Here is an 18,572-nt window from a genome sequence, read left to right as displayed (position 1 = left end):
GTATTGGGCGAGCAACTGAATCGGTGCGGAAGGCGGTCGACATCGGCGCAGTGCAACTGCGCATACGAAGGCAACACGCCCTCCTCGATCAGGACGAGGTGATCGAATCAGCGTCGCTCGCCGCGCCCTGTATCTCGGGCTGGCCCGTGCGGCCCGCTAGCCCTCAGTCCGCTTCCCCTCCGAAGATTCTGGCGATTCAGCAGCACCTCGTCGCCACCACCCCTACGATCGTTTCACGTGAAACGGTCCTAGGGGGCCAGCGACACTTCCGAGGGCTCACCGATCTCCGCGAGAATCCGGTTAAGGTCTTGGATCGACGCGAAGTCAATGACCATCTGGCCCTTGCGCGCACCGAGAGTAACCTTGACGCGCGTATTCAGTCGATCGCCGAGATGGTCCGCGATCGAAGACAGGTGCCCCGAATGTCCGCCCGGCTCCTCTGGCATAACGCGTGCGGACAACTTGGGAGCCTTCATGTGCGCCGCTGCCGCCTCCGCCGCCCGTACCGACAGGTCCTCGTTAACGATCTTGTCGGCGAGCCGCCGCATCGCCTCGATGCTTTCAAGGGACAGTACGGCTCGAGCGTGCCCCGCCGTCAGGACCCCGGCCGCGACACGCGCCTGCACCTCGGCGGGCAACCTCAGCAAGCGCAACGTGTTCGAGATTTGCGGACGCGACCGGCCAAGCCGAGTAGCCAAGGCCTCCTGGGTAATGCCGAAGTCACTGAGCAACTGTTGGTAGGCCGACGCCTCCTCCAGCGGATTGAGGTCGGCACGATGCAGGTTCTCGAGGAGCGCGTCCCGCAGCATGTTCTCGTCGGCGGTGTCCTTAATTACCGCCGGAATCGTCGTCAGCCCGGCTGCCTTCGACGCACGAAAGCGCCGCTCACCCATCACAAGTTCGTACTGCGCACCGCCAACCTCTGACCGTGGCCGGACAACGATGGGCTGCAACACGCCGAACTCGCGAATGCTGTGAACCAGTTCGGCGAGGTCATCCTGGTCGAACACGGACCGGGGCTGTGCGGTATTCGGAACGATTTCAGTCAGGGGGAGTCGTGCCAGGCGAGCGCCGGGAACCTCGAGCAGCTCTTCCGCCCGAACGGAATCTCCGACCTGATCAGGGAAAAAGACATCCACGGGGCGCGAACGCGATTCGTCACTCGTCGGAATCAGCGAGCCGATCCCTCGGCCAAGTCCGGTGCGCTTCGACGCCATCAGCGTTTCTCTCCTTCGGTCTGGGCACTGGTTGTGAGTCGAGCACCACGACGTGCGATTTCCGCCGCCGCTTCGAGGTAGGCCAGCGAACCTGAGGACTGCGGGTCATAGCTAATGACACTTTGGCCATAGCTCGGCGCCTCAGAGATGCGCACATTGCGCGGAATCACGGCGCGAAGAACCTCCTTCGGGAAGTGCTCGCGCACATCAGCCGCAACCTGCTGGGAAAGATTCGTGCGCCCGTCATACATGGTGAGCAGAATCGTCGATACGCCGAGGTTGGGGTTGAGGTGACGTTCGATAAGATCGATGTTTTTGAGCAACTGGCTCAATCCTTCGAGAGCGTAGTACTCGCACTGGATCGGGATGAGAACCTCCCGCGCCGCGACGAAGGCATTGATAGTCAGCAGGCCGAGGGACGGCGGGCAATCGATGAAAACGTAGTCGAAGGGCTCCGCCATGTCATCGAGCATCCGGTCGAGCGCCCGGCGCAGGCGTTGCTCCCGCGCAACGAGCGAGACAAGTTCAATCTCGGCGCCGGCAAGATGGATCGTCGCCGGCACGCCGTAGAGCGAGGCGAACTCCGGGCTCTTCTGAACGACATCCGCAAGGGGAGTGTCGTTGACAATCACGTCGTACACGCTCGCCGTCTCTGCGCGGTGCTCAATCCCCAGTGCAGTAGAAGCATTGCCCTGCGGATCAAGGTCGATCACGAGCACCTTCGCCTCTCCCCGCGCGAGCCCGGCCGCGAGGTTGACGGTCGTCGTCGTCTTGCCGACGCCACCCTTCTGATTCGAGATCGTGATGACCCGCGTCGATTCCGGCTTCGGCAGCGGCTCCGCAGTAAGCAGAGCACGTCGCCGCGTCATGTCGGCAATCTCGCGCGCGAGCGGAGTGGAGGAGTCGAAGCCCCCAGACAAGCCGGCGGAATCGGATTGTTTCACGTGAAACCTCTACTCAGCGGGGGGAACGGATGACGGCACCGAGGAGTCGACGGTCGGGGAATCGGGCTGATCACTGCGTCGTCGTGGCGATCATCCCACTGTAGCCCGGACCACCCTCGTCAACTCGGAGAGCACGCCGGTGCCGAGAACCGTCACCTCTGGAGGGGAGAGACGGAACCGTGTGATTTGCTTCGAAGCCGCCTCAATCTCCTTCTCCGCACTGACGCCCTTGAGGAGCACGAGCTCGCCACCCGGACGAAGAAGAGGCGCAGTGAGCGGGATCAACTTGGAGAGAGCACTCACCGCTCGTGCTGTCACTTGATCGAGTGGTTGTGGAAGTCGGACCTCCTCAGCACGAGCCCGTATAATTGAGACATTATCGAGTTCAAGTGCATCGACCTGTTGTTGCAGCCAAAGAATCCGACGCTCCATGGGTTCAATGAGCACAAAACGCACGTCGGGCCTCACGATCGCCAGTACGAGCCCGGGAAGACCCGCGCCACTCCCGACGTCACCAACGACTCCTGGCCGCAGCAGAGGAGCCACCAGGGCGCTATTGAGAACATGGCGCGTCCACAAGCGGGGGAGTTCGAGCGGTCCGATCAGCCCGCGCTCCTCGCCCTGCTCGGCCAGCGCCGCCGTGAAAAGTCGGAGCACCGGGAGCCGCTCGCCAGCAATCGCGGAGGCAGCAGTCGGTTCCGGCTCGAGAGTCGGCTCCACAGCACTCAGCCGCGGGTGATGACGGTGTGACGCTCGCGTGACTCGCCGCGCGACTCTGAGACGAAACCACGCTCGCTCACCATGTCATGCACCAATTTGCGCTCGTACGACGACATCGGCGGGAGCGACGCCGACGTGGCTCCGGCCTCGATGCGCTCGATAGCGCGGTCGACCAGCTGAGCCAGCTCCGCCTCCCGAGCATCGCGTGAGCCGCCGATGTCGAGGATCAGGCGAGAGAACGCACCGGTCTTCGTCTGCACCGCCAGCCGGGTGAGTTCCTGCAGGGCCTGGACCGCATCGGGACGTGAAAGGACGCGAAGGTTCGTGTCACCCGATGCGGTCACCGAGAGATAAGCGCGGCCATTGCGCACCTCGATGTCAATGTCGCCGTCGAGGTCGCAGATATCGAGGAACTCCTCGATGTAGTCCGCGGCGACGTCACCCTCCTCCTCGAGTTGCGAGAGCGTCGATTCGGGCGCCTCGTCAGTTCCTTCCGGGACGGACTCCACGGCGACGCGGGTCTCCTCCTCCGAGCCGGTCTGCTCGAAGATCTGTATCGGATCGGTCATGACTGCCCTACTTCTTTCCAGCTTGCTTCTTGGAGCGGTTCTTGCTCACGGGCTGCGAGCGCTGCACTGCCTTCTTCTCGACGAGGGTGACGGAACCAGCGGCGGTTGTCTCCTCGACGAGCTTGCCCTTGCGGCGCAAGCGCTCTTCGCGCGCCTTGGCGGCCTCGCTGCCCGGAGTCGGCATGTTCCGGATGACGATGAACTGCTGAATCATCGTCCAGATGTTCGAGGTCAGCCAGTAGAACATGACGCCGAGAGGGAACGCGAAGCCCGAGAAGGCGAAGACGAGAGGAAGGATGTAGAGCAGAATGCGCTGCTGCTTGAAGGTCGGCGATGCCTTGGCCTCGGGCGACATGTTCTTCGAGACGATCTGAAGCTGGGTGATGAACTGCGACGCGGTCATCAGGACCACCATGATCACCGCGATGACGATGACCGGCTCCTGGCCACCCTGCGCGAGCGCACCTTGAATCGACTGGTGTAGCGGGGCGACACCGAAGAGGTTGGCCTCGCCGAACTGGCGGGCGAGCGTCTCATCGAGCGGACCGACACCCTTCTGGCTGTGCTGGGCCGCGTTCAGCACCGAGAACAGGCTGAAGAAGATCGGCATCTGGATCAGCAACGGCAGGCATGAGGCGAGCGGGTTCGTCCCGGTCTTTTTGTAGAGCTCCATGGTCTCGCGGGACATCGCCTCGCGGGACAGCTGATCGCGCTTGCCCTTGTACTTGTCCTGGATCTTCTTGAGCTGAGGCGCGACCTCGAGCATCCGACGCTGGCTCTTGATCTGCTTGACGAAGATCGGGATGAGCGCGGCGCGGATGACGATCACGAGGCCCACGATCGAGAGCACCCAGGTGATGCCTGCCGCCGCCTCCATGCCGGTGAACGTCAGCAGCTGGTGGAAGGCGACGAGGAGCAGCTCGACCACCCATTTGAGGGGCCAAAGGATCGTGCCGATGAAGTCCATGAAGTGAGGTCAGTCCTTTCGAGGACCCACGACGAACCCGGCTCGCGTCACGGCGAAGCGGATCCGGCCGGGAGCCGGTCGGTGCAGAGGGATCGAGGTCGGGACATCATCGACTCCGCCGGCCGCCCACGGGTGGCAGCGGAGGAGCCGACGGGTCGCGAGGACGGAGCCGAGGACGAGCCCGTGGAGCTGGACCGCCTGAAGCGCGTACGCGGAGCACGAGGGGTAGTAACGGCAGACGTCACCATAAAGCGGGGAGATGGTCGCGCGGTAGACGACAAGCAGGAGGATGCCGAGATTCCGCGGCAGCAGCAGCACACCCCAAGCCAGCCGTGTCGGCCATGAGGCGGCGCGGGGGAGTACCGCGGTCATCGGGTACCTCCGGCCTTCCGCGAGATCCGCGCCATCGCGTTCACGAACTCTTGACGCAGTTCGGACCACGGCGCCTCGGCACTGCTCGGCAGCGCGCGGATGACCACGTCTGTTCCCGGATCGGTCTGCGCCACGAATTCGAAGGCCACCGCTTTGAGCCGACGGCGGACGGTGTTACGCGTCACGGCCGTTCCGACCGTCTTCGAGACGATGAAGCCGTACCGCGCAGGAGTCGCTTCGGAGGTCCGCCGGACATAGGTGACGGTGTGCGGTCCCGTGGACCGCACACCGCGACGGACGACAGTCCGATACTCGTCTCCGTGGACGATGCGATTGGCTCTGGCCAGCACCGCTGGTCGGTACCGCTCGGTACTACGCGGAGAGCTCGGTGCGCCCCTTGGCGCGGCGAGCGCTCAGGATGGCGCGACCAGCACGGGTACGCATGCGCAGGCGGAAGCCGTGCACCTTGGCGCGACGACGGTTGTTCGGCTGGAAGGTTCGCTTGCTCATAATCAGATCTCCACGTACGTGTTCCGCGGCGCGAACCGGCGCCGCCCTCACGGGCAGCGACTCCGGATCCTCCGGGAAGAAAGGATGCCCGGCTTCGACCCTGCGGGGCCCGCGAGGGCTGCTCGAACGACACCGGGCAGGCGTCAACTGATTAAAGCTACGGCCTGCACCGTCACCGGTCAAATGTGGTCACCGCGAAACCTCGATTCTGCACTCGGTACGGCGCTGTCGCTGCATTGACACGCGGGTGTCGCTGTGGTGGATTTGTCTCCCGTCGACTCCGTTCGTTACCGTGTTGAACCGCAGTTATCCACAGGCTGACCCGCGTTCTTTCCCGCCCGCGCTGGAATCGCCCGGGATCGGTGGACAAACCTGTGGAGAGACCGACCCGCCTCCGGCTCGTTCGAGCACGGGGCGTCCACTCCCGATCCAGCTCTGGCCGCGCACACGGGGCGAAGACGTCCGACAGAGATTTCACAGCGACACCGACTTCACAGCGACACCGACAAAGTGACGAGGACCGGAGACACATGCCAGACGAGACGTCGATGGTCGATGCGTGGAACGTGATCCTCGGCGCACTGTCTCAGGATGAGCGGATCACTGCTCCCCTCTACGGCTTCGTCTCGCTCGTGGAGCCCAAGGGCATCATGGCGGGCACCTTCTACCTCGAAGTCCCCAACGAGTTCACCCGCGGGATGCTCGAGCAACGTGTCCGCGTCCCCCTCCTCAGCGCAATCGGCACCCTCGACGACTCCTTCGGCGTGACAACATTCGCGTTCGTCGTGAATCCGGACATCGAGCACGAGCCACTGAATGCTCCCTCGGCACAAGAGTCGATCAACCCGTTCGAGCCGGTCACCGGCTCCTCCGCGACACTCGCCCCGGTTCGCGCGGTGGAGGAGCTGCGGACGATGCCGGCAACCGACACCCGACTGAACCCTAAGTACAGCTTCGACAACTTCGTCATCGGAGGATCGAACCGCTTCGCCCACGCCGCCGCGGTCGCCGTCGCCGAGGCCCCCGCCAAGGCGTACAACCCGCTCTTCGTCTACGGCGACTCCGGACTGGGCAAGACACACCTTCTGCACGCGATCGGCCATTACGCCATGAGCCTGTATCCGGGAATCCGCGTGCGGTACGTGTCGAGCGAGGAGTTTACCAACGACTTCATCAACTCGATCGCGAACAACCGGGGCAACGCGTTCCACGGCCGGTACCGCAACGTCGACATCCTGTTGATCGACGACATCCAGTTCCTGCAGGGCAAGGCGGAGACGCAGGAGGCGTTCTTCCATACCTTCAACCAGCTGCACGACCACAATAAGCAGGTCGTGATCACCTCCGATCTGCCGCCGAAGGCCCTGACCGGCTTTGAGGACCGGATGCGCTCGCGCTTCGAGTGGGGCCTGATCACCGACGTACAGGCGCCCGACCTCGAGACGCGCATCGCGATCCTTCGCAAGAAGGCCGTCAGCGAGAAGCTGCTCGTCCCCGACGAGATCCTTGAATTCATGGCGTCGAAGGTGTCGAGCAATATCCGCGAGCTCGAGGGGACGCTCATCCGCGTCACGGCGTTCGCGAGCCTGAACCGCACGCCGGTGGACATGTCCCTGGTGCAGACAGTACTGAAAGACCTGATCACGCTCGACGAGGACAACGTCATCTCGCCGGTCGACATCATCAATCACACCGCCGACTACTTCAAGCTCACGGTCGACGACCTCTACGGCTCGTCCCGCTCGCAGGCGGTGGCCACCGCGCGCCAGATCGCCATGTACCTCTGCCGCGAGCTGACTAACCTGTCACTCCCCAAGATCGGGCAGCTGTTCGGCAACCGCGACCACACCACCGTGATGTACGCAAACAAGAAGATCTCGGAGCTGATGAAGGAGCGCCGCAGCATCTACAACCAGGTCACCGAGCTGACCACCCGGATCAAGACCAACCGCTAGCGCCGGAGGCGGCCGCGCCTCAGCACAACCGCTGTCGCCGGAGGGCGAGCGCTCTCCCGGAAGCCAGCGTTGACTCGTCGCGCTGAGGCCGTGCTCTGATGCCGCTTGCTTCGATCAGCGACCCGCAATCGGTAACGGAGCGGAACACCGAGGGTGTCAGTGGTGCCAATTCGGAGCGATTTCCACAGTGTGAAGAACCTGTGGATAACTGTGGACAACCGCGCTCGATCTGTGCGGCTGGACCATCCACCTGTGGAGGACGACCGGTCGGCACGGATTGCTCCACAGGCCGTCCACGACCGCGCTCACATTCCCTCCACAGAGCTGACCCCGCCGGATCCCAGCGTTCCGTAGGCTCCAGGACTGCTTTCCACAGTTTCCACACGTGTTAACACTGTTAACGCAGTTCTCTTCTTTAATCAGGGGCAACCGGCAACCTCTCCACAGCGCCTCCGGACCGCTCGTGAGTCGCCCCCTTCCGAACTCGCCGAGCCCGACAGGTACGATGGGCGACGGTCTTCGTCCGCGACTCGTCAGGGGTGTACTCGTGAGGTTCCAAGCCAACCGCGATGTCTTCAGCGAGGCGGTGTCCTTTGCGGTGAAGCTGCTTCCGCAGCGCACGACCTTGCCGATCCTCTCGGGGGTACTGATCGAGGCGACGGCAGAGGGTCTGACACTCTCCTCCTTCGACTACGAGGTCTCTGCGCAGACGCAGATCGCTGCCGATGTCGAAGAGACGGGGACCGTGCTGGTCTCAGGGCGCCTCCTCGCCGATATCGCGAACCGGTTGCCGAACGCTCCCGTCCGCATCGCCACGGAGGAGTCGCGCGTCTCGGTCTCGGCCGGCTCGGCCCACTTCACGCTGCTGCAGATGCCCGTGGAGGAGTACCCGAGCATCCCCGAGATCGACGCCTCCACCGGCCTCGTCCCGGCCGACGCGTTCGCGGCCGCCGTCGCGCAGGTCGCCGTTGCCGCCTCCCGCGACGATGTCACTCCCGTCATCACGGGAGTGCAGCTCGAGATCACCGAGAACACGATCGGACTCGTCGCGACGGATCGCTACCGCGTCGCCGTCCGCGAGATCGACTGGGACAACGGCGACAATCCCGCACCGAGCCAGCCGCTGACGGCACTGGTGCCGGCACGCACGCTGCAAGAAGTCGGCAAGACCTTCGGGCACTCCGGCACCATCTCGGTCGCAATCACCAACCGCGACGAGCGCGAGCTGATCGCGTTCACCGCCGACCGCAAAACGGTTACCTCGCTGCTGATCAAGGGCAACTTCCCGCCCGTGAAGCGCCTCTTCCCCGCCTCCGTCGAGAACTACGCGGTCATGGCGACCAGTGACCTCATTGAGGCCACCCGTCGTGTCTCGCTCGTGCTTGAGCGCGAGGCCGCCCTCCGCTTCAGCTTTAGCAGCGACGGACTCACGCTTGAGGCGATCGGCTCGGAGCAGGCGCAAGCCTCCGAGAGCATCGACGCAATCGTGACCGGGGACGACGTGGTCGTCTCCCTCAAGCCGCAGTTCTTGCTCGATGGGCTCGCCGCGGTGCACTCGGAGTTCGTGCGGATCGCGTTCACGAAGACCGAGAATCCCAACAAGCCCGGCCCGGTCCTGATTACCGCGCAGACCTCTCGGGAGCAGCCCGGCAGCGACAGCTACCGCTACCTTCTCCAGCCCAACCTGCTGCTGCGCTGACCACCGCTCGCGGATCGCAGCGCCGCGACCGATCCGCTCCCGACGAGCGCCCGCCCGCCGGACAACGAATCCAGGAAGGTTCATCATGCACATCGGACTCGTCGGCCTCGGCAAGATGGGCGACAACATGCGCTCCCGCCTCCGTGAGAAGGGTGTCGAGGTCACCGGCTTCGACCGCAATCCTGACGTCTCAGACGCTGCCTCACTCGACGAGATGATCGCCGTGCTTCCCTCCCCCCGCGTCGTCTGGGTCATGGTCCCGTCAGGTGAGATCACCGACGCGGTCATCACTGACCTCTCCGAGAAGCTCAGCGAGGGCGACCTGGTTATCGACGGCGGCAATTCGCGCTTCACCGAGGACTTCAAGCACGACGCGCTGCTGAAGCCAAAAGGCATCCACTACATTGACGCCGGAGTCTCCGGCGGAGTCTGGGGCCTCCAAAATGGGTACGGCCTCATGGTTGGCGGACCGAAAGAACTGGTCGACTACGCGATGCCCGTGTTCGACGCGCTGCGCCCCGAAGGTCCCCGCGAGGAGGGTTTCGTCCATGTGGGCGAGGTCGGCGCCGGCCACTACGCGAAGATGGTGCACAACGGTATCGAGTACGCATTGATGCAGGCGTTCGCCGAGGGATATGAACTACTCGAGACGCGCAGCGACATCATCAAGGACGTCACCGGCACCTTTAAGGCATGGCAGCGCGGGACAGTCGTCCGCTCCTGGCTACTCGAACTCCTGGTCCGCGCGCTTGAGCAAGACCCGGACTTCACGAACATCGAGGGCTACGTGCAGGACTCGGGTGAGGGCCGATGGACCATCGAGGAAGCCATCAACAACGCCGTACCGGTACCCACGATCAGCGCCTCTATCTTCGCGCGCTTCGTCTCGCGCCAGGAGGACTCCCCGGCGATGAAGGCGGTCGCGGCGCTCCGCAACCAGTTCGGCGGGCATAGCGTCAAAGCCGTGGATTGAGTCCACGGGTGAGGCCGGTCCTTGCCCGGCCTCACGGCGGTCGGCTTCTCGAGGGGGTGGCGTTTCGCAAAGCCCGTGACGGACGGCGACCTGCGGCCCGCCGCCCCCGTGAGGCAGGGATGCTCTCACGAGGGCGGCGGGCCTTCGGCCGCCTTTACCTTTCAGGAAGGCTGGCGGCAGGAGGAGGTTGGCGGCGGGGAGGGAGAAAGAGACCGCCGACGCAGGGTGGTCGAGTAGCTCCGCGGGCGGGTCGAGACTTGTGGGCGGGGACAGAGAGTCGGGAGGAGCGGGACGTGCGGGTGACGCAGCTAGCGCTCAGCGACTTTCGGAATTACGAGGCGGTCGACGTCGAGCTGGTTCCGGGGCCGAACCTCTTTGTGGGGCGCAATGGACAGGGCAAGACGAACCTCGTCGAGTCGCTCGGCTACCTTTCCACGCTCGGGTCGCATCGGGTCTCGAATGATCAGGCGCTGATCCGCGCCGGACGTGATAGCGCGGTGGTGCGAGCCCGCCTCCGCAACGGGGAGCGGGAGCTGCTGGCCGAGGTCCAGATCAATCGCTCCTCCGCCAATCGCGCGCAAATCAACCGCGGCGGCATTAAGCCCCGGGAGCTGCCCCGTTTCTTCTCGAGCGTCCTGTTTGCCCCGGAGGATCTGCTGCTCATCCGCGGGGATCCATCGGCCCGGCGTCGCTTTCTCGATCAGCTCATCGTCCTCCGCTCGCCGAGGATGAGCGCCGTGCAGGCCGACTATGAGCGCGTACTGCGCCAGCGCAACACGCTCCTGAAGTCTGCCCGGGCCAGCGGTATCCGCGAGACGTCGAAGCTCGGCACTCTCGATATTTGGGATGAACGCCTGGTCGCACTCGGCTCCGAGATCATGCAGTCGCGGCTCACGCTGGTACAGGAGCTGAGTGGACCGGTGCGCGCGTCCTATGAGGCGGTCGCCGGCGCGGATCAGCGGCCGATGCTCCACTCTCGCCTCAGCATCGAGGGCGCGATCGACGACGAGTCGGTCGAGCAGACCGGCTCTCCGTCTCGACCGGTGAGCGAGGGGCTGGCGGAGGCATTCGTGTCCGCGCTCACCGGGGTCCGCCGCCGCGAGCTCGACCGCGGGATGTCGCTCGTAGGGCCGCACCGCGACGACGTGCAGTTCAAACTCAACGGTCTCCCGGCGAAGGGGTACGCGAGCCACGGCGAAAGTTGGTCGTTCGCGCTCGCCCTCAAGTTGGGCGCGGCGGAGCTGCTGCGCCTCGACTCCCCCATGGGCGACCCGGTGCTCATGCTGGACGACGTGTTTGCGGAGCTGGACTCGCGGCGGCGCGAGCGTCTTGCCTCCGTTGTCGCCGACTACGAGCAGGTGCTGATCACCGCGGCGGTCCTCGACGACGTGCCGGAGGAATTGGCCGCACATACCGTGCGGATCGAGGCGGGACGGATCATCGGCGCGGAACCCGCCGCCGCTACGTCGCCGTCGGATCAGCCGTCATCCGCCGCCGGGGAGCAAACCGATGGCTGACCCCTCCCGCCGCGGCACCCCTGCCCCCGATTCCGAAGCCGCCCGTGTTTACCGCCACCTCAAGGACGTGTTCGGCGCCGACGGCCCTCGTCGCATCCGCAAGACGGTGGAGCGTGCTGAGCCCAAAGGTGACGCGATTCCGTTTGGCAAGGGCCGCGACCCGCACGATCTCGGCGATGTCCTCGACTCCCTCACCGTCAAACTGGGCTGGACGGCGCCGCTCGCTCAGGGCGATCTGATGTCGTCGTGGACGGCGATCGCGGGCGAGGAGACTGCCAAGCACTCCACTCCCGTCGGCGTGGTGGATGGCGTGCTGACCGTGGCCTGCGAGTCGACGGCGTGGTCGACCCAACTCCGCTTGATGCGGATTGAGATCATGAACCACATCGCCGTCAACTTTCCCGATGCCGGGATCGCCTCGATCCGTTTCCAAGGACCAGACGTCCCGAACTGGAAAAAGGGCCGCAGGTCGATTCCAGGGCGTGGTCCGCGCGACACCTATGGCTGACAACGCATTTTCGGTCGGCCGCTGAAGTTTCGCGCCGCAGATCGCCGCTCAGCGCCGCGGCGACGTCTCGCGCGCGGTAGAATGGAGGGTCGCCGAACGACAGCGACTCCGCCCCGCGGGGGACTCCAGATCCTCGCGTGCGCCGCGACGGACCGTCAGAGGAGAACTCCACAGCTATGACACAAGAGCCGAACGACTCCACGTCACCCGCAGCGAACGACCTGGAAGCGAACGGCTCCGTCGCCCCCTCCGCTCCGCACGAGAGCATGTCGACCAAGTCCTCTGGCGACTACGGCGCCAATCAGATCCAGGTCCTCGAGGGTCTCGAGGCCGTCCGCAAGCGTCCGGGCATGTACATCGGCTCTACCGGCCCGCGCGGTCTGCACCACCTGGTTTACGAAATCGTCGACAATGCGGTCGATGAGGCTCTTGCCGGCTACTGCGACAACATCGAGATCGTCATGCGCGCCGACGGAGGCGTCACCGTCGCCGACAACGGCCGCGGCATTCCGGTCGACATGCACCCGACCGAGGGCATCTCGACCGTCGAGCTGGTGCTGACCGTGCTGCACGCGGGCGGCAAGTTCGGCGGAGGCGGCTACGCGGTCTCCGGTGGCCTGCACGGCGTCGGCTCGTCCGTCGTCAACGCCCTTTCAGCGCGCCTCGAGGTCGAGGTCAAGCGCCAGGGTGCGGTGTACCGGATGAGCTTCACGGATGGAGTCCCGAACGCTCCGCTCGAGAAGGGTGAGGCCAGCGACGAGACCGGTACCACCATCACCTTCTGGCCGAACTCCGGGATCTTCGAGACGGTCGAGTTCGACTACGAGACCCTTCGCGCGCGATTCCAGCAGATGGCGTTCCTTAACAAGGGCCTGCGCATCGCATTGACCGATCAGAACGAGGTCGAGTTCGATGGAGAGGGCGAGGACGAGACCGAGGGCGACCGCACCGATGTCTTCCATTACGAGAAGGGCCTTGTCGACTACGTCGAGTACATCAACTCGCTGAAGAAATCTGATCTGGTGCACTCCGAGATCATCGACTTCGAGTCGGAGGATACCGAGCGGCGCATTTCGCTCGAGGTCGCGATGCAGTGGACGACGGCCTACACCGAGAGCGTCCACACCTATGCGAATACCATCAACACCCATGAGGGCGGCACTCACGAGGAGGGCTTCCGCGCCGCGCTGACTTCTCTGGTCAACCGTTACGCGCGGGCGAATAACCTTCTGAAGGAGAAGGACGAGAATCTTTCGGGCGACGATATCCGTGAGGGCCTCACTGCTGTTGTCTCGATCAAGCTGGGGGAGCCGCAGTTCGAAGGCCAGACCAAGACGAAGCTCGGCAACACCGAGGCGAAGGCGTTCGTGCAGCGCGTCGCGGGGGAGCAGCTCGCCGACTGGTTCGACCGCAATCCGAGCCAGGCCAAGGACATTATCCGCAAGGCCATTCAGGCCGCGTCCGCCCGCATGGCGGCGCGCAAGGCACGCGAGACCGCGCGACGAAAGGGCCTACTCGAGGGCGGCGGGATGCCCGGCAAGCTCAAGGACTGCCAGTCGAAGGATCCGTCAGTCTCGGAGATCTTCATCGTCGAGGGGGATTCGGCGGGCGGATCCGCCGTGCAGGGTCGAAACCCCGAGACGCAGGCGATCCTCCCCCTGCGCGGCAAGATTCTGAACGTCGAGAAGGCGCGCCTCGACCGGGCGCTCGGCAACAACGAAGTCCAGGCGATGATTACCGCCTTCGGCGCCGGTATTGGCGAGGACTTCAACCCCGATAAGGCGCGATACCACAAAATCATTTTGATGGCGGATGCTGATGTCGACGGCCAGCACATCACGACCCTCCTTCTCACGCTGCTCTTTCGCTACATGCGCCCGCTCATCGATCTCGGCTACGTCTATCTCGCGCAGCCGCCGCTCTACCGCCTCAAGTGGTCGAACGCGGCACACGAGTACGTCTACAGCGATCGCGAGCGCGACGCGCTGCTCGCCCACGGTGCAGCGAGCAACAAGCGAATGCCGAAAGACAACGGCATCCAGCGTTACAAGGGCCTCGGCGAAATGGATTATAAGGAGCTGTGGGAAACCACGATGGACCCCGCCACTCGGACCCTCCTCCAGGTCACTCTCGACGACGCGGCCGCCGCGGACGAGATCTTCTCCACCCTGATGGGTGAGGACGTCGAGTCCCGCCGCTCCTTCATCCAGAAAAATGCCAAGGACGTCCGTTTTCTCGACATCTAGACGTCCCGAGCACCTGACGACGATCGCGTTCGCGCGACGCACGAGCTGAGAAGACAGAGACTATGGCAGACGAAGCAGACACCCCCACCGGACCGGATGCCGGCGACGACATCGTCACCGAGACCGGCGTGGTCATCCACGGGCACGACAAGATCGAGCCCGTCGACCTCCAGCTCGAGATGCAGCGGTCGTACCTCGACTACGCGATGAGCGTCATCGTCGGCCGCGCCCTCCCAGAGGTGCGCGACGGCCTCAAGCCGGTGCACCGCCGCGTCATCTACGCCATGTACGACGGCGGCTACCGTCCCGACAAGGCGTTCTCGAAGTGCTCCCGCGTCGTCGGCGACGTGATGGGCCAGTTCCACCCGCACGGCGATTCGGCGATTTATGACGCTCTCGTTCGCCTGGTGCAGCCGTGGAGTCTCCGCTACCCGCTCGCGCTCGGCCAGGGCAACTTCGGCTCCCCCGGTAACGACGGCGCTGCCGCTCCGCGGTATACCGAGACCAAGATGGCTCCGCTCGCGCTCGAGATGGTCCGCGATATCGACAAGAACACTGTCGACTTCCAGGACAACTACGACGGCCGCACGCGGGAGCCGGCGATCCTCCCGGCGCGCTTCCCGAACTTGCTGGTCAACGGCTCCGTCGGTATCGCCGTCGGCATGGCGACCAACATCCCACCGCACAACCTGCGCGAGGTCGCTGCCGGCGCCAAGTGGGCGCTCGAGAATCCGGAGGCGACGCGCGAAGAGCTCCTCGAAGCGCTCTTGCAGCGGATCAAGGGCCCGGATTTCCCCACGAGCGCCCAAATTCTCGGCGTGCGCGGTATTCAGGACGCCTATCGCACGGGCCGCGGGTCGATCACGATGCGTGCCGTCGTGACGATCGAGGAGATCCAGGGACGCACCTGCCTCGTCGTCACTGAGCTTCCGTATCAGGTCAACCCCGACAATCTCGCGATCAAGATCGCCGAGCTGGTCAAGGATGGTCGCGTCTCGGGTATTGCCGACATCCGCGACGAGACGTCCGGCCGCACCGGTCAGCGTCTCGTGATCGTGCTCAAGCGCGATGCCGTCGCGAAGGTCGTGCTCAACAACCTCTACAAGCACACTCCGTTGCAAGAGAACTTCGGCGCCAACATGCTCGCGATCGTCGACGGGATCCCGCGGACCCTCTCGCTGGATGGCTTCATTCGCGCGTGGGTCGACCACCAGGTCGAGGTGATCGTCCGCCGTACGCAGTTCCTGCTTGACGAGGCGGAGGCGCGGATCCACATCCTGCGCGGCTACCTCAAAGCACTCGATGCACTCGACGAGGTCATCGCGCTCATCCGCCGCTCTCCCACCGTCGAGGAGGCCCGCGATGGCCTGATGGAGCTGCTCGACATCGACGAGGTGCAGTCGCGCGCCATTCTCGACATGCAGCTGCGCCGCCTCGCCGCGCTCGAGCGCCAGAAAATCATTGATGAGCACGACCGCATCCAGGCCGAGATCGAGGATTACAAGGCCATCCTCGCGAGCCCGGCCCGGCAGCGAAGCATCATCTCGGACGAGCTCGATGAGATTGTCGACAAGTTCGGCGATGACCGGCGCACAGAGATTCTCTTCGGCTTCGACGGAGACATGAGTGTCGAGGATCTGATTCCCGAGGAGGAGATGGTCGTTACCGTTACCCGCGGCGGTTACCTCAAGCGCACGCGCAGCGACTCCTATCGGGCTCAGCACCGCGGCGGCCGCGGCGTGCGCGGCGCACAGCTGAAGGCCGACGACATTGTCGAGCACTTCTTCGTCACCACCACGCACCACTGGCTCCTCTTCTTCACGAACACAGGACGTGTGTACCGGGCCAAGACGTACGAGCTGCAGGAGGCGGGCCGGGACGCCAAGGGTCAGCACATCGCCAACCTGCTCGCGCTCGAGCCGGGAGAGCAGATCGCGCAAATCCTCGATATTCGCGACTACGAAGCCGCTCGCTACCTCGTTCTCGCGACGCGCGACGGCCTCGTGAAGAAGACGGCACTCTCCGAGTACGACACCAACCGCTCGGGCGGGATCATCGCGATCAAGCTCCGAGACGGCGACGAGCTGGTCTCGGCGCTGCTGGTCGAGGAGGACAGCGATGTGCTGCTCGTCTCTCGCAAGGGAATGTCGATCCGCTTCACCGCGTCCGATGAGGCACTGCGTCCGATGGGGCGCTCCACCTCGGGCGTGCGAGGCATGTCCTTCCGTGGGGAGGATCGCCTCCTCGATGCGAACGTTGTCAGCGACGAGGGCTTCGTGTTCGTCGTGACCGAGGGAGGCTTCGCGAAGCGCACCGCAGTAGACCAGTACCGGTTGCAGGGTCGCGGCGGATTGGGGATCAAGGTAGCCAAGCTCGAGGAGAAGCGCGGCGACCTGGTCGGTGCCATCATCACCGAGGAGGACGACGAGGTGCTCGTCGTGCTCGCCAGCGGCAAAGTGGTACGCTCTGCCGTGGCCGAGGTACCGGCCAAGGGTCGCGACACCATGGGAGTCGTCTTCGCACGATTCGCCGAGGACGACCGCATCATCGCACTCGCCAAGAACACCGAACGCAATCTCGACGCCCAGGACGAGGATCCCGACGCCGCGGCGCCGGCCAAGTCCGCTCCGGTGTCGGAGGAGGATGGGTCCGTAGATGAGTAGCACCGTCGCCGAGAAGCTCGCCAGGAAATCCGCGAAGAGCCCGGCGGCGAAGCAGGTCCGGCTCAAGCTCGTCTACATCGACTTCTGGTCGGCCGTGAAGTTGTCGTTCTTACTCGGGCTCTCGCTCGCGATCGTGACGATCGTGGTGGTGTACCTGGTGTACACCGTGCTGGCGCAGACGGGCGTGTTCGCTCAGATCAACGGCCTCATCCAGGACGTCGCCGGGGCCCAAGCCTTCGATCTGAATACTGTGATCTCGCTGCCCCAGGTGATGGGGTTCGCGATCGTCGTCGCGGTCCTGAACACCATTGTCACCACCGTGCTCGGTGCCATCATCGCGCTGCTGTACAACCTCAGCGTCAAGATCACCGGCGGCCTGCTGGTCGGCTTCACGAACCAGTAGGACGTGGTCGACCGATTGGGATTCTGGCGGCGTGTACGGTAGAGTCTCCTCTGGTCATCCGGGGGTATAGCTCAGGCGGTTAGAGCGCTTCACTGATAATGAAGAGGTCCCAGGTTCAAGTCCTGGTACCCCCACTGTGCTGTTCGGTCGGCCGCGTTGCGCGCGGCAGACCGAACTTCCACTACCCGCGCGATGGCGCTCGGGGCCTTAGCTCAGTTGGTAGAGCGCCTGCTTTGCAAGCAGGATGTCGGGAGTTCGATTCTCCCAGGCTCCACAATTTTCCCGCTCCGCAGTCGTCCGGAATCCCCGTATCTCTGCTCTCAGGCATGCACGGTCGAGCGTCGTCCTTTGCTCCGTCTCCTTCGCAGCGTCGGGAGTTCGGGCTCGGCCGTTTGCCCGTAGACGAGAATAAGGATCCCTGAAATTATGGGCTAGCGCGTTATCTCATAATTTTGCTGGAGGTGTTGATGGATTCGAACTCCGCCGGTGCCATCACGGCCTGGCCCGCCCTCGAATGGGAGCAGCAGTGGTGGACGTCGTCCGCTCAACGTAGCTGGAGAGTCGGCGACGAGGACCCCGGGCGCTCGTCCTACCGGGCCGCCGTCCCAGCATCGATTGCCGCACTGTCGCCCGCGCTGCACTCCGAGACTCTCGATGACGCCGACGAGGCCGCTCGTGAGTTGAGTCGTCTCGATGCGGAGCTGGGCGCCGGAGTGATCGGATTCGCGCCGGTGCTGCTGAGATCCGAGGCCTCCTCCTCCTCCCAGATCGAGAACCTCACGGCGTCCGCCCGCTCTGTCTTCAGCGCAGAACTCGGCGCCCACTCGGGCAGGAATGCGGAATTGATCGTCGCGAACACGCGAGCGATGAGCGCAGCACTGAACCTCGCCGAGGAAATCAGTGCGACGTCGATCATGCGCATGCACGCGGTGCTGCTCGCGGATCAGCCGCGCCACACACCGGGGCAGTGGCGACAGGAGCCAGTGTGGATCGGTACACGAGCAGACAGTCCGGTCGACGCCGAGTACGTCGCACCACGGTTCGAGCGAATCCCCGACCTCATCGACGATCTGACTGCATTCACGGTCCGCCGTGATCTGCCCCCACTCGTCCTCGTCGCTCTCAGCCACGCTCAGTTCGAGACAATCCATCCCTTCACGGACGGGAACGGGCGCACGGGGCGCGCGCTGGCACAGTCCGTCCTCCGATACCGCGGAGTCACTCGGACGGTCGCCGTCCCTGTCTCCGCCGGACTCCTCTCCGACGTCGCCGGCTACCACCGGGCCCTCACCTCGTACCGGGAGGGAGA

General features: G+C 64.5%; 17 protein-coding genes and 2 tRNA genes. 11 read left to right on the top strand and 8 right to left on the bottom strand.

Annotation, left to right across the window (positions count from 1 at the left end; all coding sequences use genetic code 11):
- Nucleotides 1-248: 248 nt before the first annotated feature.
- The 8 genes from B0H03_RS11455 to rpmH all read right to left on the bottom strand — a co-directional run bounded on the left by B0H03_RS11455 (nt 249) and on the right by rpmH (nt 5,299).
- The gene (locus B0H03_RS11455) at nt 249-1,217 is read right to left on the bottom strand and encodes a ParB/RepB/Spo0J family partition protein (protein ID WP_104265758.1); all 969 of its coding nucleotides are present in this window, start codon (nt 1,215-1,217) and stop codon (nt 249-251) included.
- The gene (locus B0H03_RS11450) at nt 1,217-2,086 is read right to left on the bottom strand and encodes a ParA family protein (protein WP_104265771.1); all 870 of its coding nucleotides are present in this window, start codon (nt 2,084-2,086) and stop codon (nt 1,217-1,219) included. Before B0H03_RS11450 ends, B0H03_RS11455 begins: the two co-directional genes overlap by 1 nt.
- Before the next feature lie 165 nt (nt 2,087-2,251).
- The gene (gene rsmG / locus B0H03_RS11445; RefSeq protein WP_104265759.1) at nt 2,252-2,881 is read right to left on the bottom strand and encodes a 16S rRNA (guanine(527)-N(7))-methyltransferase RsmG; all 630 of its coding nucleotides are present in this window, start codon (nt 2,879-2,881) and stop codon (nt 2,252-2,254) included.
- A gap of 5 nt (nt 2,882-2,886) precedes the next feature.
- Nucleotides 2,887-3,450, bottom strand: coding sequence for a Jag family protein (locus tag B0H03_RS11440; protein ID WP_104265760.1), 564 nt, complete (start codon nt 3,448-3,450; stop codon nt 2,887-2,889).
- 7 nt (nt 3,451-3,457) lie between these two features.
- The gene (yidC, locus tag B0H03_RS11435; protein WP_104265761.1) at nt 3,458-4,417 is read right to left on the bottom strand and encodes a membrane protein insertase YidC; all 960 of its coding nucleotides are present in this window, start codon (nt 4,415-4,417) and stop codon (nt 3,458-3,460) included.
- 9 nt (nt 4,418-4,426) lie between these two features.
- Nucleotides 4,427-4,789, bottom strand: coding sequence for a membrane protein insertion efficiency factor YidD (yidD, locus tag B0H03_RS11430; RefSeq protein ID WP_104265762.1), 363 nt, complete (start codon nt 4,787-4,789; stop codon nt 4,427-4,429).
- The gene (gene rnpA / locus B0H03_RS11425; RefSeq protein ID WP_104265763.1) at nt 4,786-5,139 is read right to left on the bottom strand and encodes a ribonuclease P protein component; all 354 of its coding nucleotides are present in this window, start codon (nt 5,137-5,139) and stop codon (nt 4,786-4,788) included. The genes yidD and rnpA overlap by 4 nt, the downstream gene beginning before the upstream one ends.
- 22 nt (nt 5,140-5,161) lie before the next feature.
- Nucleotides 5,162-5,299, bottom strand: coding sequence for a 50S ribosomal protein L34 (gene rpmH, locus B0H03_RS11420; RefSeq protein ID WP_027692766.1), 138 nt, complete (start codon nt 5,297-5,299; stop codon nt 5,162-5,164).
- Between the two features lie 530 nt (nt 5,300-5,829).
- Between rpmH and dnaA the strand changes: the two genes are divergently transcribed.
- From dnaA to B0H03_RS11365, 11 genes are all read left to right on the top strand, one after another.
- Entirely contained in the window at nt 5,830-7,254 is a 1,425-nt protein-coding gene (gene dnaA / locus B0H03_RS11415) for a chromosomal replication initiator protein DnaA (protein WP_104265764.1), read from the top strand.
- Between the two features lie 547 nt (nt 7,255-7,801).
- A complete protein-coding gene (dnaN, locus tag B0H03_RS11410; protein WP_104265772.1) occupies nt 7,802-8,953 on the top strand; it encodes a DNA polymerase III subunit beta in 1,152 nt (383 codons plus the stop codon).
- 85 nt (nt 8,954-9,038) lie between these two features.
- Entirely contained in the window at nt 9,039-9,926 is an 888-nt protein-coding gene (gnd, locus tag B0H03_RS11405; RefSeq protein ID WP_104265765.1) for a phosphogluconate dehydrogenase (NAD(+)-dependent, decarboxylating), read from the top strand.
- A 293-nt stretch (nt 9,927-10,219) separates the two neighbouring features.
- A complete protein-coding gene (gene recF, locus B0H03_RS11400; protein WP_104265766.1) occupies nt 10,220-11,443 on the top strand; it encodes a DNA replication/repair protein RecF in 1,224 nt (407 codons plus the stop codon).
- Nucleotides 11,436-11,951 (top strand): DciA family protein, encoded by a 516-nt coding sequence (locus B0H03_RS11395; RefSeq protein ID WP_104265767.1) that lies wholly within the window; start codon nt 11,436-11,438, stop codon nt 11,949-11,951. Before recF ends, B0H03_RS11395 begins: the two co-directional genes overlap by 8 nt.
- Before the next feature lie 266 nt (nt 11,952-12,217).
- The gene (gene gyrB / locus B0H03_RS11390; RefSeq protein ID WP_104265773.1) at nt 12,218-14,197 is read left to right on the top strand and encodes a DNA topoisomerase (ATP-hydrolyzing) subunit B; all 1,980 of its coding nucleotides are present in this window, start codon (nt 12,218-12,220) and stop codon (nt 14,195-14,197) included.
- A 62-nt stretch (nt 14,198-14,259) separates the two neighbouring features.
- Nucleotides 14,260-16,860, top strand: coding sequence for a DNA gyrase subunit A (gene gyrA, locus B0H03_RS11385; RefSeq protein ID WP_104265768.1), 2,601 nt, complete (start codon nt 14,260-14,262; stop codon nt 16,858-16,860).
- A complete protein-coding gene (locus B0H03_RS11380; RefSeq protein ID WP_104265769.1) occupies nt 16,853-17,263 on the top strand; it encodes a DUF3566 domain-containing protein in 411 nt (136 codons plus the stop codon). The genes gyrA and B0H03_RS11380 overlap by 8 nt, the downstream gene beginning before the upstream one ends.
- 60 nt (nt 17,264-17,323) lie before the next feature.
- Nucleotides 17,324-17,397 (top strand) — tRNA-Ile (locus tag B0H03_RS11375).
- Between the two features lie 67 nt (nt 17,398-17,464).
- Nucleotides 17,465-17,537, top strand: a tRNA-Ala gene (locus tag B0H03_RS11370).
- A 193-nt stretch (nt 17,538-17,730) separates the two neighbouring features.
- Nucleotides 17,731-18,572 (top strand): Fic family protein (locus B0H03_RS11365; RefSeq protein WP_109714886.1); only part of this gene is annotated, 842 nt, incomplete at its 3' end.

The sequence above is a fragment of the Rathayibacter iranicus NCPPB 2253 = VKM Ac-1602 genome, assembly GCF_003149025.1.
Classification (GTDB): Bacteria; Actinomycetota; Actinomycetes; order Actinomycetales; family Microbacteriaceae; genus Rathayibacter; species Rathayibacter iranicus.
Note: the sequence above shows the minus strand (reverse complement) of the source record. Positions and strands in the feature narration are given on the sequence as shown.